Origin of the sequence: Arenibacter aquaticus, assembly GCF_003957295.1 — a bacterium.
Classification (GTDB): Bacteria; Bacteroidota; Bacteroidia; order Flavobacteriales; family Flavobacteriaceae; genus Arenibacter; species Arenibacter aquaticus.
Genome location: NZ_RQPJ01000003.1, coordinates 199,266 through 213,703, shown reverse-complemented (window position 1 = coordinate 213,703; position 14,438 = coordinate 199,266). Strand labels below are relative to the sequence as shown.

The 14,438-nt window shown below is 39.6% G+C and carries 9 protein-coding genes; 6 read left to right on the top strand and 3 right to left on the bottom strand.

Annotated elements, in window-relative coordinates:
- Positions 1-387: 387 nt before the first annotated feature.
- The 3 genes from EHW67_RS08050 (at position 388) to EHW67_RS08040 (ending at position 7,064) form a co-directional block, all read left to right on the top strand.
- Positions 388-2,787, top strand: coding sequence for a TonB-dependent receptor (locus EHW67_RS08050; RefSeq protein WP_126161866.1), 2,400 nt, complete (start codon positions 388-390; stop codon positions 2,785-2,787).
- A gap of 84 nt (positions 2,788-2,871) precedes the next feature.
- Complete coding sequence (locus EHW67_RS08045) at positions 2,872-4,017, top strand: PepSY-associated TM helix domain-containing protein (protein ID WP_126161865.1); 1,146 nt, start codon at positions 2,872-2,874, stop codon at positions 4,015-4,017.
- 500 nt (positions 4,018-4,517) lie between these two features.
- A complete protein-coding gene (locus tag EHW67_RS08040; protein WP_126161864.1) occupies positions 4,518-7,064 on the top strand; it encodes a phosphocholine-specific phospholipase C in 2,547 nt (848 codons plus the stop codon).
- A gap of 140 nt (positions 7,065-7,204) precedes the next feature.
- Here EHW67_RS08040 and katG read toward each other — a convergent pair whose 3' ends face one another.
- Positions 7,205-9,463 (bottom strand): catalase/peroxidase HPI, encoded by a 2,259-nt coding sequence (gene katG, locus EHW67_RS08035; RefSeq protein ID WP_126161863.1) that lies wholly within the window; start codon positions 9,461-9,463, stop codon positions 7,205-7,207.
- A gap of 379 nt (positions 9,464-9,842) precedes the next feature.
- Between katG and EHW67_RS08030 the strand changes: the two genes are divergently transcribed.
- The 3 genes from EHW67_RS08030 to EHW67_RS08020 all read left to right on the top strand — a co-directional run bounded on the left by EHW67_RS08030 (position 9,843) and on the right by EHW67_RS08020 (position 12,698).
- A complete protein-coding gene (locus EHW67_RS08030) occupies positions 9,843-10,610 on the top strand; it encodes an Lcl domain-containing protein (RefSeq protein ID WP_126161862.1) in 768 nt (255 codons plus the stop codon).
- A gap of 208 nt (positions 10,611-10,818) precedes the next feature.
- Positions 10,819-11,676 (top strand): sugar phosphate isomerase/epimerase family protein, encoded by an 858-nt coding sequence (locus EHW67_RS08025; protein ID WP_126161861.1) that lies wholly within the window; start codon positions 10,819-10,821, stop codon positions 11,674-11,676.
- A 62-nt stretch (positions 11,677-11,738) separates the two neighbouring features.
- On the top strand, positions 11,739-12,698 hold the full coding sequence (locus EHW67_RS08020) for a phosphotriesterase family protein (RefSeq protein ID WP_126161860.1): 960 nt from the start codon (positions 11,739-11,741) through the stop codon (positions 12,696-12,698).
- A gap of 106 nt (positions 12,699-12,804) precedes the next feature.
- Here EHW67_RS08020 and EHW67_RS08015 read toward each other — a convergent pair whose 3' ends face one another.
- A complete protein-coding gene (locus tag EHW67_RS08015; protein WP_126161859.1) occupies positions 12,805-14,289 on the bottom strand; it encodes a cryptochrome/photolyase family protein in 1,485 nt (494 codons plus the stop codon).
- On the bottom strand, positions 14,276-14,422 hold the full coding sequence (locus tag EHW67_RS08010; RefSeq protein ID WP_126161858.1) for a DUF2256 domain-containing protein: 147 nt from the start codon (positions 14,420-14,422) through the stop codon (positions 14,276-14,278). The genes EHW67_RS08015 and EHW67_RS08010 overlap by 14 nt, the downstream gene beginning before the upstream one ends.
- Positions 14,423-14,438 lie beyond the last annotated feature (16 nt).

The window sequence follows — 14,438 nt, the reverse complement described above, 5'->3', positions numbered from 1 at the left end:
AACCTATATGTTTCTTTAAGCAGTAGATCATTGGTATTTTGGCGGTACTATATATGGTTTTAAACCCCTATCCAAGTTCATCTACCTCAATAAGTCGAGCCAATTTTATCTATTAAATAAAGATAAAAGCATCAATTTATAGGTCTAATATCTTTTCAACTAATGGTTTGTTAATCTTTTATTTATCGTAGGGTTAAGCTGTGGAGTTAAGGGCTATGCAGCAGTTCTCTTTAAGGGGCTTATTTATACCTTATTCCCTGTGCATTCTTGGAGGTCCTTGACTGCGTAATTCTTATTTAGATTTAATATAAATAATTTGCACAGTTCAAACCTAACCAATACTTTTGGCGTCAGTTTATTATTTAAAACAAATCTAAATAAAAATAAATGAAGAGCCAACTAGCAATTTTATGTTTTATCTTATTGGGTAAGGTAGTGTTTGCCCAAAATGCAACCGTTAAGGGTACCATAACAGATAATACACAAACCTCCTTGTTCGGAGTTAATGTTGCCGTAAAAAATACAAATATAGGGACGCAAACCGACGAGAGTGGTCAATTCCAGATAACCAACTTGGATAGTGGAGAGTATGTTCTGACCCTTTCCTATCTTGGTTTTAAAACAAGGGAAATTCCGTTCTCTGTATCCAGCGGCCAATCTTTGGATTTGGAAAATATAGTCCTCTATGAGGGCAATGAAATTTTATCGGAAGTTATTGTTGAAGCCGAACGAAGAAATAAATTCTCCAGAAAGCAAACAGCCTATGTTTCTAAAATGCCGCTAAAAAATATAGAAAATTCCCAGGTATACAATACCATTACCAACCAATTGCTCATATCCCAATCTGTCAACACTTTTGAGGATGCATTAAAAAATGCGGCGGGTATTACTAAGCTTTGGGCTTCAACAGGTAGAAGCGGAGACGGCGCCGGGTATTACTCCAGTCGCGGTTTTGCAGTACAGCCCCAATTGGTAAACGGTGTTGCCGGTATAACCAACGGCTTTATTAATCCTTCAAATGTTGAGCGGGTAGAAGTCATCAAAGGCCCTTCAGGAACTTTGTTTGGTAGCGCTGTAACCTCTTATGGCGGTCTTATAAATATTATCACCAAAAAACCATACAATAGCACTGGAGGCAACATTACCCTAGCAGGCGGATCCAATGATTTTACAAAATTAAATGTCGATGTCAATCTTGCCAATAATGAAAAATGGTCCCTGCGTTTTAATGGTGGTTTTCAGCAAGATGATAGTTTTCAAGATGCAGGGTTTAAAAAATCAGTCTTTGTTGCTCCCTCATTGACCTATAAGGTTAATAACAACCTGTCATTAAACTTTTCTTATGAAGCATCGGGAAATGAGCAAACAAACGAAACTTTTTTGTTTTTGAATAGATATGGCCCTTTAGCTTTTGGTTCTATTGAGGAATTGGATTATGATACCAATTTGTCCTTTACCAACAATGATGTTACCATTGAGAATATCACACAAAATTATCGTGGTGAAATTGCTTGGAAACTTTCGGATAACTGGTCTTCCCAAACTTTGATTGCAGGAGGTTTGGCCAAATCATTGGGTTATTATACCTATTTATGGAACGCTGCCGATTGGACCGATGCGGCGGCTCCTGTAGGAACGGAAAACTTCGCATTATACGCTCAAGATACCGATGCCAGAACTAAAACTTTAAATCTACAACAAAACTTTACCGGTAATTTCAATATAGGAAATGTGCAGAACAAAATTTTGGTGGGGTTTGATTATTTGGATTCAAAAACTATTGATAAAAGTTCCAATTGGGGGTACTTGCATACACTAGACCTTCAGGGTAACTTGGTGTATGGAGAACCGGAAATTAATGAGGATAATTTAAGTGCAGCATTATCCGGAATAGGGAATGTTGATAGTGATGTGCGCCAGAATATACTGGGGGCATATGTCTCCGATGTAATAAACATACTGCCTTCCTTATCTGTAATGGGAAGTGTACGATATGATAGGTTTGATTATCAGGGAGATGTCAATACGGATTCTGATGATGATACAGAATATACAGAATCTACATTATCGCCTAAATTTGGCATTGTCTATCAACCTATTCTAAACGAATTATCGGTTTTTGCTAATTATCAAAATGGATTTTCATATGTAAATCCAGGTTATGTTACTGATTTTACAACTGGTGAAACCACCTTGCAGTCCTATGATGTTGAAGAGGCAAATCAATTGGAGTTTGGTGTGAAATCTAATTTATTCCACAATAAATTGGAGGCAACCCTAAGTTATTATAACATTAACGTTGACAATAAGTATTATTGGTCTACCCAAACACAAGATTTGGCAATAAATAATCAGGGTATAGAACTTGAAGTAAATGCAAACCCTATCAATGGCTTAAATATACATAGTGGTTTTAGTTATAACGATTCAGAAATTACAGATTCCCCTTCAGCCACCCATTTAGAGGGTAACCGTTATGGAGAGTCGGGACCAGAAATAACATATAACTTTTGGGCAGACTACAAGTTTCTGGGGAAATTTGGTGTCGGGGCCGGTTTTAACGGTCAAACAGAGTATGACACTATGGTTGATTACAAAGCTATGACAGGTAGTTTTTACTTGCCTGGGTATACTATTTTTAATGCTTCCGTCTATTACGAAACCAATAAATTTAGAATTGGCATTAAGGGAAATAACTTAACGGATAAAATGTACTATTCTGGTTGGAGTACTGTTACACCACAACAAACTAGAATGTTCTTAGGTACTTTTAGCTTTAAGTTTTAGAGTAAAAACCTAATAATTTCATGCCTTTGAAGTTCAATTATTGAATAAGAATTTACTTTAAGGGCATGATTAATTTATTGTGAAATGACAGTAAGAAAACAAATACTAGCGTTACATAAGATTCTTGGGATCGCAACGGGAATTGTTGTATTTATAGTGGCCATAACCGGTTGCTGTTGGGCTTTCAAAGATGAAATTGAAAGTTTGTATGACGATTACAAAAAGGTGGTACCTCAAGAGAAAGCTATGATTACACCAACAGAGGCCAAAAGCTTGGGGCAGTCTGTTTTTCCAAATAATTCCATACATGGCGTTTTATTTAAAAACTCCAAGGTAGATGCTGTGGAAGTAATTTTTTACGATGCCGAACCAGAATTTTACCAAAGTGTTTTTCTGAACCCATATTCGGGCAAGCTTTTACAGGTTGAAGATCATCTAAGTGGTTTTTTTGCCTTTATTTTAAAAGGTCATATGCGCTTATGGCTGCCCAAGGAGGTTGGCGAGCAGCTTGTATCGGCCTCGATACTCATTTTTATTCTGATTATTATTTCAGGAATAGTCTTATGGATACCCAAAAAGCGAAAAAACTTGAGGCAACGACTGAAATTTGATTGGAAAAGCAGCACTGGATGGAAGCGCAAAAATTTTGATTTACATACTGTAATTGGATTTTATATATGTTCATTGGCTTTAATACTAGCATTTACCGGTTCGGTTATTTCTTATGATTGGTTAAAATATGTGGTTTATGCTTCATCAGGTGGAGAGAAGGTGCCTGCATTTATAATTCCTGAAAATAGCAGTGAAACATCCTCAGAAGTCAAAGGTGTAAAGCCCATTGATAATTTAATAAACAAGTTGAAAATAGAATCCCCGGAAGCGGAGAGTTATGAGTTACATTACCCAGAGTCCGATTCCACCAGTGTTTATGTAGAGGTGTCCAATACCAAAGGGATTTATTATGATTCGGACTACCGTTTTTTTGATCAAAATACTTTGGAAGAAATTGAGACCCCCGGGATCTATGGTAAGTATAAGAATGCCAAATTTGCCGATAAAATATTGCGAATGAATTATGACATTCACATTGGCGCCATTGGTGGTATTACTGGTAAAATAATTGCCTTTTTGGTAAGTCTACTCACTGCGAGTTTACCAGTAACAGGACTACTGCTATGGTACGGACGCCGTTACAAAAAGAAAAAAGTCTATCAGGAAGTGGGTGTCTAAAAGGTAGACCGTGCTATTTAATTTAGAAGTTTTGGAAGCATTGGTTCAGTATTTTTTTAACCTACTGTATGCATGGCCCAAAATAAAATTACAAGAGCCAATTTTGACTGTAGACTAGGCATGACGAAAGATTGGTGAATTTTACCCAGTCTTCTACAGCCATAAAATTTTACCCTGATCGTACCCTCGTCTTGTACCGCTATTAAAGTTTCCATTGTGAAACAATAGCTTTCCCAAACTTATAGCTTGTTTCGCCCAAGGCATGCCTTTTTACAATATTTCTGCACTGCATTTTAGCTTTAAATTGGGATATAAAATCTAACCCAAGTATGATTTGTGGTCTATTCTTGCCATAATACAACATTTAAAACGCAAAGGGTTTATCTCTGACTATTTTTAAAAGATAGAAATAACCTCTGGAAAATTTCTAAGTAAAAATGGAAATAGGCTATATTTAAATGCTTATTTGGAATGGTATAGAAATTAATATTGATTTGTAAATGGATACTAGAAGGGATTTTTTAAAAAAGGCCGGTATGTTGGCCGGGGGAATGGGTGTAACCGCAAGTTTGCCGCCCTCTATTAGACGGGCCTTGGAAATTGATCCAGATAGTGGAACTACTTTTTACGATGCGGAACACGTGGTTTTTCTAATGCAGGAAAACCGTTCCTTTGATCACTGTTTTGGGACATTGCAAGGTGTTAGGGGCTATAATGACCCAAGGGCCATTTCATTGCCCAACAAAATACCCGTATGGCTTCAAAGTAATAAGGACGGTGAGACCTATGTTCCTTTCCGGTTGAACATAAAAGATACGCAGGCAACCTGGATGGGAGATTTGCCCCATCATTGGGAAAGCCAAGTAGATGCCCGTAACAATGGTAAATACGACCAATGGCTTGATGCCAAAAAAGCGGATGAGGAATATGGTAATATGCCTCTAACACTAGGTTATTATACCCGTGAAGACCTACCGTTCTATTATGCCTTCGCCGATGCCTTTACCGTATTTGATCAACATTTTTGCGCAGCCCTTACAGGAACCACTACCAATAGAAATTATTTTTGGACAGGTAAATCTTGGGACACTCATGGAAATAGACCCTGTGTCAGAAATTCCGAGGTAACCTACAGTAGGGAGGCCAGTTGGAAAACATTTCCGGAAAGACTGGAGGAAAACGGTATTTCTTGGAAGGTTTACCAAAACGAGATCAGTTTGCCAACAGGGGTAGACGACGCATCCCTTTTGGCTAATTTTACCGATAATAACCTAGAGTGGTTTTCTCAATACAATGTGCGTTATAGCACCGGTTTTCAAAGGTATATCAAAGACTTACAGAAGAGCTTGCCATCAGAGATTGCAGATTTAGAAAAGGGCATGAACCAACTTTCCAAAGATAAAAAACAGGAATATCAAAAAAAACTAAAGAAGAAAAAGAAGCAATTAAATCAGGTTAAGGATGTTCTAAAGACCTGGAATTACGAAAATTTTGAAAAGCTTTCTGAATACGATAAAAACCTACATAATAAGGCGTTTACCACTAATATTGGGGATCCACATTATCATGAAACGGAATCTTTGACCTATGATGATCAGGGTAATCAGCGTACGCTTAGGGTTCCCAAGGGAGATATATTGCATCAATTTAGGCAAGACGTAGATCAGGGAAAGTTACCTACCGTTTCTTGGTTGGCCGCACCACAGAAATTTTCCGATCACCCAAGCGCACCTTGGTACGGGGCCTGGTATGTTTCTGAGGTTCTGGATATACTAACCAAAAATCCAGAGGTATGGAAGAAAACTATTTTTGTTCTTACCTATGACGAGAACGATGGGTATTATGACCATATCCCTCCTTTTGTAGCTCCTAATCCAAGACATACCAAAAATCTTTCGCCTGGCCTAAACACTGCAGAGGAATATGCCTCTTATAAGCAGGAGATGGCCAAAAAGGATATGGATCCCAAGGGCGCTAGAGAAAGCCCAATGGGTCTGGGCTATAGAGTGCCAATGGTGGTAGCTTCACCCTGGAGTAAAGGCGGTTGGGTAAACTCAGAGGTGTGCGATATTACCTCCACCTTAATGTTCTTGGAAGAATTAATAAAGAAAAGAACCGGAAAATCTGTTGAGGAAACCAACATTAGTAGTTGGCGCAGGGCAATTAGTGGTAACCTAACCTCTGCCTTTAGGCCCTATAATGGAGAGCCCTACACAATACCAAAGCCTATTGAACGTAACCATTTTATGCAGCAGGTCTACAATGCCAGCTTTAAGGAATTGCCCAAGGATTTTAGGCCACTAAGCAAAGAGGATATTTCCAATGCTAAAAAGGACCTATATAAGACTTCATTTATGCCCCAACAAGAGCCTGGAATTAGGGACTCCTGTGCTTTGCCATATGAGTTATATGTGGACGGAGAATTAACTACGGACAAGAACTCCTTCCGTATTCAGTTCACAGCTGCCGATGCTTTTTTTGGAGATAAGGCCAAGGGCGCTCCTTTTAATGTTTATGCGCCGGGTAAATATCTGCAAGAAGAGCCTAACGGCGGCTCTAAATTTATGCCTGTACAAACCTGGCCCTTTGCCGTAGCGAAGGGCAATAAGCTGGAATATGAATGGCCCTTAGCTCATTTTGAGGACAAAGGGTACCATTTAAGGGTATATGGGCCCAACGGTTTTTATAGGGAGTTTATGGGGAGTGTTTCGGATCCAGAGCTGCAAATAGGCTGTGGGTACCAAAAAAAGAGAGGTTTTATAAAAAACTTATCTGGCAATGTAGAGATCCAAATAACCAATAACTCCAAGAAAAAAAATGTGGATATGATGATTGTAGATCATGCCTACGGCAACCCTGATCAAAAAATACGGATTAAAAAGGGGAAGGTGCAGACCGCAGTGGTCAGCTGTGCAAAGAGTTATGGATGGTACGATTTCTCATTGCGTCTCCCTGGAAATTCGGGCTTTGAAAGACGATATGCCGGGAGAGTGGAAACCGGGAAAGCTTCCAAGAGCGATCCTTTTATGGGAAGGGTTGTTTCATAGGGCTCCTATAAGTATACAGATAGCGACTAAAGAAAAATCCCGCCTTGATGTTTAGAGACGGGATTTTCCAATTTTAAGCATTATTATGTGAATATATCCACTCAGATATGAATTGGAAATATTTGGTTTAATGCCGTGTCTTAGTCCGCCAGGTCGAACCTATCAAGATTCATAACCTTGCCCCAAGCCGCAACAAAATCGTTTACAAATTTGTCCGAGGAATCTTCACAGGCGTACACTTCGGCAATGGCCCTTAATTCGGAATTGGAACCGAAGATAAGATCGACACGGGTACCGGTCCATTGAATTTCACCAGTCTTACGGTTACGACCCTCAAAGAGATCTTGGGCATTGGAAATAGCCTTCCAAGTTGTTTCCATATCAATTAAGTTTAAAAAGAAATCGTTTGTCAAGGTTTCGGGACGTTCGGTGAAAACCCCATGCTGCGACCCGTCATAATTTGTATTCAGGACACGCATCCCCCCAATAAGAACCGTCATTTCCGGTGCTGTTAAGGTCAATAATTGAGCCTTGTCCACTAGTAATTCCTCTGCAGTAACCTTATAATTTTCTTTAATATAATTTCTAAATCCATCAGCCTTTGGTTCCAATACCTCAAAAGATTCTATATCGGTTTGTTCCTGGGTGGCATCGGTGCGACCTGGGTAAAAAGGAATCTTCACCTTTTTTCCTGCATTTAGAGCGGATTGTTCTATAGCAGCATTTCCGGCCAAAACAATAAGATCTGCCAAGGATACTTTTTTATTACCGGATTGTGATGCATTGAATTCCTCTTGAATGGAACTCAATTTATCCAATACTGTGGCCAATTGCTCTGGATTGTTCACTTTCCAGTTTTTCTGGGGAGCTAGGCGGATACGTGCTCCGTTGGCACCCCCGCGTTTATCGGATCCTCTAAAAGTGGATGCCGATGCCCAGGCAGTTGAGACCAACTGGGAAATGGAAAGTCCGGATGCCAAAATTTTAGTTTTTAAATCGGCAATATCCTTGTCATTGATCAGTTCATGGTCAACTACAGGTACGGGGTCTTGCCATATGAGCTGCTCCTTGGGCACCTCAGGGCCTAAATAGCGGGAAACCGGTCCCATATCTCGGTGCACCAATTTAAACCATGCGCGTGAATAGGCTTCCGCAAATTCTTTTGGGTTCTTTAAAAAGTGCCTAGATATTTTTTCATATTCAGGATCCATACGTAGGGAAAGATCCGTAGTTAACATAAATGGGGCGTGTTTTACGTTTGGGTCATGGGCATCTGGGACAGTTCCTGCTCCAGCATTATTTTTTGGTTTCCATTGGTGCGCACCGGCCGGGCTTTTGGTCAATTCCCATTCATAACCAAATAGGTTTTCAAAATAGGTGTGACTCCATTGGGTAGGGGTATTGGTCCATGCCCCCTCTATACCACTTGTAATAGTGTCTGCTCCCTTACCACTTCCATAATTGTTTTTCCATCCCAATCCTTGGGCTTCTATGCCTGCAGCAGCAGGTTCTGCCTCTACATATTTGGTAGGATCAGCGGCACCATGGGTTTTTCCAAAAGTATGGCCGCCTGCAATTAGGGCTACCGTCTCATAGTCGTTCATGGCCATCCGACCAAAAGTTTCACGGATATAATGTGCCGACTCCACAGGGTCTGGATTGGCATTGTGGCCCTCGGGGTTAACATAGATCAGTCCCATATGGGCAGCACCTAAGGGCGCCTCTAATTCACCATCTTCGGAATAGCGTTCCTTGTTGCCCATCCATTCTGTTTCGGAACCCCAATAAACATCCTGTTCAGACTCCCATACATCCTCGCGACCCCCTGCAAAACCGAACATTTCCAATCCCATAGATTCGTGGGCACAGTTTCCGGCCAAGATCATTAAATCTGCCCAGGATAATTTTTTGCCGTACTTCTTTTTAATGGGCCATAATAAAAGGCGCGCCTTATCCAGATTGGCATTGTCCGGCCAACTGTTTAAGGGAGCAAATCGTTGCGATCCGGAACCGGCTCCACCTCGACCATCATGGATACGATAGGTGCCCGCACTGTGCCAGGCCATACGGATAAAAAATGGACCATAATGGCCATAATCTGCCGGCCACCAATCCTGGCTAGTTGTCATTAATTCGTATAAATCTTTTTTCACTGCGGCCAAATCCAACTTTTTAAACTCTTCCGCATAATTAAAATCCGGATCCATAGGATTTACCATTGATGAATTTTGCCGAAGTATATTGAGCTTTAATTGATTGGGCCACCATTCGCGGTTGGACGTACCACCACCGGCAGCCTGATTTAATTCGCCATTAAGAAATGGGCATTTTGCACTTGAATCGTTAACATCCCATACTTTTCCATTGGATGATGGGCCGGGTTGTTTTTTATTTTCCATTGTTGTTAGTTTTAAAAAGTTTTCAATTAAGTTACAAATAAATTTTCACGTAAATTTACGATAACATTTTCTGATGATATTAAAATATCAATCAATAAAACTTATGATTCATAGTTTGAATCTAAACTGTTTATTTTCTTCATTCCATTTATACCGCAATACTTGGAAATTTGATATTAGCCTGGAGATGTATGGATAACATGAAACGTTTTTAACACTTGCCATGGTTTTTCGGATATTAGTATATTTGGAATACCTTGGCAACTATGGTGCGTGACCCTTTTAGTATTTGCTGGTTACTCCTTTATTTGTCCCGTTTATTTGATGTATTTATAGTTCCCCCAGAATTTAGTTGGTATATCCTTTTAAAATATAAGTATTGGAGCAGATCAAAGAACTGATATGGAATTCTAATTTTATTTACTTTGTATCCTCTGTCACATTGGGCGGACTGATAGGTTGGATGATAGCCTCCCATTTTGCGGTTCCAAGATTAAGGGTTTCCAAGTGGACCCAACTTAAGAAAACCAAAGAGACGGGTTTTGGAAATACTAGGGATTTTATGCCAGCTAAAGAGGAAGAGCTAATAGAGCACCCTATTTTTGGCCATTTGGTCTTGAGGCAGGATGGAACATGGATTGACAGTAAAAATAAGCTGATGTGGATTAGGGGAGCTTGGGGAACCGATTGGAACGGTAGGGATTTTATAGGTGAACCTTTAGCGTTAAATTGGTTCGATGCCACTTATTATTTTGGACACGGAGCCACTGCATGTTCAGATCTCACAGGAACAATTAGCCCCAAAGACCTCTTAGGATCACAATCTTTGGAGCAGTTTAAAAAAGGAAAAGCTACCGTATTGTTTGCGGGCCATACGGATTGGAGGTTGCCAACGGCCTATGAGTTGAATACCTTGGGTTTTATAAATAAAATTGATAGGGATTATGAGTATTCTGGTGCTCAAAAACCTAGGGATTTAAGGGAACGCCTATTTCCCAATTTAATGAAAAATACTGGCTATCACTTGTGGTCAGCTACCATGTCGCATTCAGGTCGTGCATGGGCCAGTGACGGAAGTTGGCCTCCTGGTGATGCTAGGCCCAATCTAAAAAAGTATGTAGTTTTTGTAAGGAGTTATTCAGATTAAATTTAATGAAAGCCGGTTATAAGAAAGGGGGATGTGAGAAACTACATCGCTTAGGGTTAATTCTGGGAGGGTGTTTTATTTGGACATAAAAGGCTTAGCTTTCGTTGAAATTTTAGGAAGATATATCAAAGAAAAAAGTGACTGGTATTAAAAGACCAAATATTTCATACCTTACAATATTAATTAAAATAGCCTAAAACCATAATCCATGCAGTATTCAAGAAACAAATTTTTAAAGACATTGGGCCTTGGGGGCCTTATGGCAACAAGTTCAGCAGTCACTGCCGCCCCCTTTATAAATATCTTCAAGGAAAGTGAAATAGTTAGAGAGGACAAAGGTCTAAGTCTGGGCCTGGCATCTTATTCTACCCGAAAATATAGTTTGGAGGAGACATTGGATCTGGCAAAAAAACTAAATATAAAGCAATTGGCACTTAAGAGCATGCATATGCCTTTGGATAGTACGGAAAATGAGATTAAAGAAATTGCCCGTAAATGTCATAACTCGGGTATAGATCTCTATGGGGTAGGGGTAATCTATATGAAAACCAAAGAGGAAGTAGAAAATGCCTTTCGTTATGCCAGTACAGCAAAGGCTAAGGTGATAATAGGAGTGCCCAATCACGATTTGTTGCCGTTAGTGGAAAAGAAAGTAAAGGAGACCAATATTAAATTGGCCATTCATAATCACGGACCAGGTGATGAGGTGTATCCAACGCCGGATGTGGTTTACAATAAGATCAAAGGACTGGATTCACGTATCGGTCTTTGTATTGATGTAGGGCATGTTCAACGTTTAGGCCTGGATCCTGCAGAGAACATAAAGAAATATGCCGATCGTTTATACGATGTACATCTAAAAGATGTGGACATGTCTGAAGCTAAGGGGAAGTCCATCGAGTTTGGAAGGGGTGTTTTGGATATCCCAGCCGTACTTAGAGCCTTAAAAGAGGCAAACTATAGAGGGGCCATGGCCATGGAATTTGAAAAGGATACCGAAAATCTATTTGCCGGCCTGGCCGAATGCGTAGGTTATGTGAATGGTGCCTTGGATGCTATTAAATAAGTTAACGGTATCCCAAGATGTGCAGCCCTCCAAAATTATCGATTCTATTCATAATTACTGTAATGGTTTTTGGAGAAGCAGTTTACGCTCAGCAGGACTATATACAGCATGTACATGGAAGCAGCTCCGTGGATACTTCTAAAATATGGCTGTCCCATGAGCACGTTTTGGTCGATTTTATTGGGGCAGATAGCATTCGGCCTAAAAGTTGGAGCCACCATTCCATAATGACAGAGGTGCTACCTTACCTGAAAGATCTGGCAAATTATAAGGTGAATTATTTTGTGGATGCCACCCCTGCCTATCTGGGGCGTGATGTGTTGCTGTTGGAAAAATTGGCAACCAAAACAGGGCTTAAGATCATTACCAATACCGGACTTTATGGGGCAAGGGATAATATATTCCTTCCAAAATATGTCGAGGAAATTACAGCTGATGGGCTGGCAAATAAATGGATCAATGAATTTGAAAAAGGAATAGACGGTACTACTATTAAACCGGGCTTTATTAAAATAGGGGTAGATACTACAGACCCTCTTGATATCCTGCATCAAAAGTTGGTTAAAGCTGCCGCCCTTACCAGTTTGGAGACGGGACTAACCATAGCTTCCCATACCGGAAAAGCAGTGGGCTTATGGCCACAATTGGAGATACTTGAGGAAATGGGAGGAGATGTAACCAAATTTATTTGGGTACATGCCCAAGCAGAAGAAGACAATAACTCCTATCTAAAGGCCGCAGCCAAGGGGTGTTGGATCAGTCTGGACGGACTAGGGTGGGATATGGACAAGCACCTTTCAAAATTGGTATTTGCAAAGCAACATGGAATTCTGCATAGGATATTGATATCCCACGATGCGGGTTGGTACGATCCACAAAAGGATCGCCAATCCATTACCCCCTACACCGATATTTTTACCAAGCTGCTTCCAGCTCTACGGACCAGAGGATTTTCTGAAAAGGAAATTAGCATGTTGCTGTCCGTCAATCCAACAAAAGCTTTTGCTATAGAAAGGGAATAGGTAAACCAATATACTACCCGTTTCTATTTATTGTGTATGGGGCATATTACCTTTACTTTATTAGCCAAAAAAGAGACTTTACAGAAAGATCATGATATATGTTTTCTTAGACTGAACGCATTATTTTTTCTATAAATTCTTCCGCTTTTTTTACATGAAGTTGTTTTTTTTCATCGGACATTCGGTTATAGGTGTAATAAAGCATGGAGGTCCTTGGATTGGACTTAAAAAAATCTTGATGGGATGCTATAAATCGCCAAAATAATCCGTCCCAAATTTCTTCCCAATCTCCCTTGGGATAATTGCCCATTTTATTTATATAGTTAGAAGCCCCAATATAGGGTTTGGTGGCAAAGGTACCTCCATCAGAAAACTGACTCATACCATATACGTTAGGCACCATTACCCAATCATAGGCATCAATAAATAGCTCCATAAACCATTGATATACCTTATCTGGATCAAATTCGCACAACAGCATAAAATTACCGAGGATCATCAATCTTTCTATATGATGGCAGTAGCCTGTTTTTAACACCTGTTTTATAGTCTCGTCAACAGGTTCAATCCCAGTAGTGGCATCATAAAAACAACTGGGGATCCTTCTGTTAAAACCCCAAAAATTTCTTGTTCTAGAGTTGCTTCCTTTACATAGGTACATTCCCCGTATAAATTCGCGCCATCCAATGAGTTGTCTAATAAAACCTTCTGTGGAGTTAAGGGGGATATCTTTTTTTTCTGCATAGGAAAGGCTTTGGTTTACAATATGTTGTGGGGATATTAGCCCTACATTAAGTAGGGGTGAGAGGATACTGTGATGTAAAAAAGACTGTTGTTTTACGATAGCATCTTCATAGCTTCCAAAATCACGGAATCGATGCGTTAAAAATTGATTGAACCAATTCTCGGCTTCTTCGTGGTCAGTGGGATATATTGGTTTTTTAGATAACTGCCCCGGATTGTTTTTAAAGTGTTTATTGGTATAGACCACGGCTTCGGTCCAAAAAGGAGAGGCCTCGGGAAAATTAATTGTCGGTGGAGTTTTTTTGTTGGGATATTTTTTGCGGTTATCAGCGTCGTAAGTCCATTTGCCACCCTTGGGTTGGTCCCCATCTTCCAAAAGGATTTTTAACCTCTTGCGCTGCTGTTTGTAAAAAGTAGTTTGAAAAAAGAATTTCTTATCTGTTCTAAAAAAAGGAGATAGTTCTTTCTTGGTATTTATAAATAACGGACTGTTAAAAGTATTGAGTACATAGTTTTTGGCAATAGTTTCAATCCTCTTTTCAAGCCAATTATCAGTAGGATCTATAAGGTTGATTTCAGTTATGTTTTTGCTCTTTACTTCTTCTTTGAACCTTCTAATATCCGATAATCGGTGATTGGATTGAATATAATGGACCTTAATCCCTTTTTCTTCCAAGAAGTGCTGGTAATATTTCATGGAGGCCCTATGGAACGCTATCTTCTGTTTGTGAAATAAGAATTGTTTAAAGAAAAGATATTCTTCAATTAAATATACCTCTTTACCATTTTTAAGTAGCGGGCTGTTGACAAACAGTTGATGTGGAAAAATTAGGTTAATTGCTTTCATGAACGTTTTTGTTTCGCCTGCACCTTTCACTACAGTATTTTACATTACACCAATCTTTCTCCCATTTTTTACGCCATTTAAAAGGCTTTTTGCATACGGGACATATTTTTGTGGGCAAGGCACTTTTTTTCATTTTAATATGGTTAATT

Bases quoted from the DNA above. Each gene is read 5' to 3' on its own strand.
- EHW67_RS08050 (WP_126161866.1), top strand. From the start codon at position 388: ATGAAGAGCCAACTAGCAATTTTATGTTTTATCTTATTGGGTAAGGTA.
- EHW67_RS08045 (WP_126161865.1), top strand. From the start codon at position 2,872: ATGACAGTAAGAAAACAAATACTAGCGTTACATAAGATTCTTGGGATC.
- EHW67_RS08040 (WP_126161864.1), top strand. From the start codon at position 4,518: ATGGATACTAGAAGGGATTTTTTAAAAAAGGCCGGTATGTTGGCCGGG.
- katG (WP_126161863.1), bottom strand. From the start codon at position 9,463: ATGGAAAATAAAAAACAACCCGGCCCATCATCCAATGGAAAAGTATGG.
- EHW67_RS08025 (WP_126161861.1), top strand. From the start codon at position 10,819: ATGCAGTATTCAAGAAACAAATTTTTAAAGACATTGGGCCTTGGGGGC.
- EHW67_RS08020 (WP_126161860.1), top strand. From the start codon at position 11,739: ATGGTTTTTGGAGAAGCAGTTTACGCTCAGCAGGACTATATACAGCAT.
- EHW67_RS08015 (WP_126161859.1), bottom strand. From the start codon at position 14,289: ATGAAAGCAATTAACCTAATTTTTCCACATCAACTGTTTGTCAACAGC.
- EHW67_RS08010 (WP_126161858.1), bottom strand. From the start codon at position 14,422: ATGAAAAAAAGTGCCTTGCCCACAAAAATATGTCCCGTATGCAAAAAG.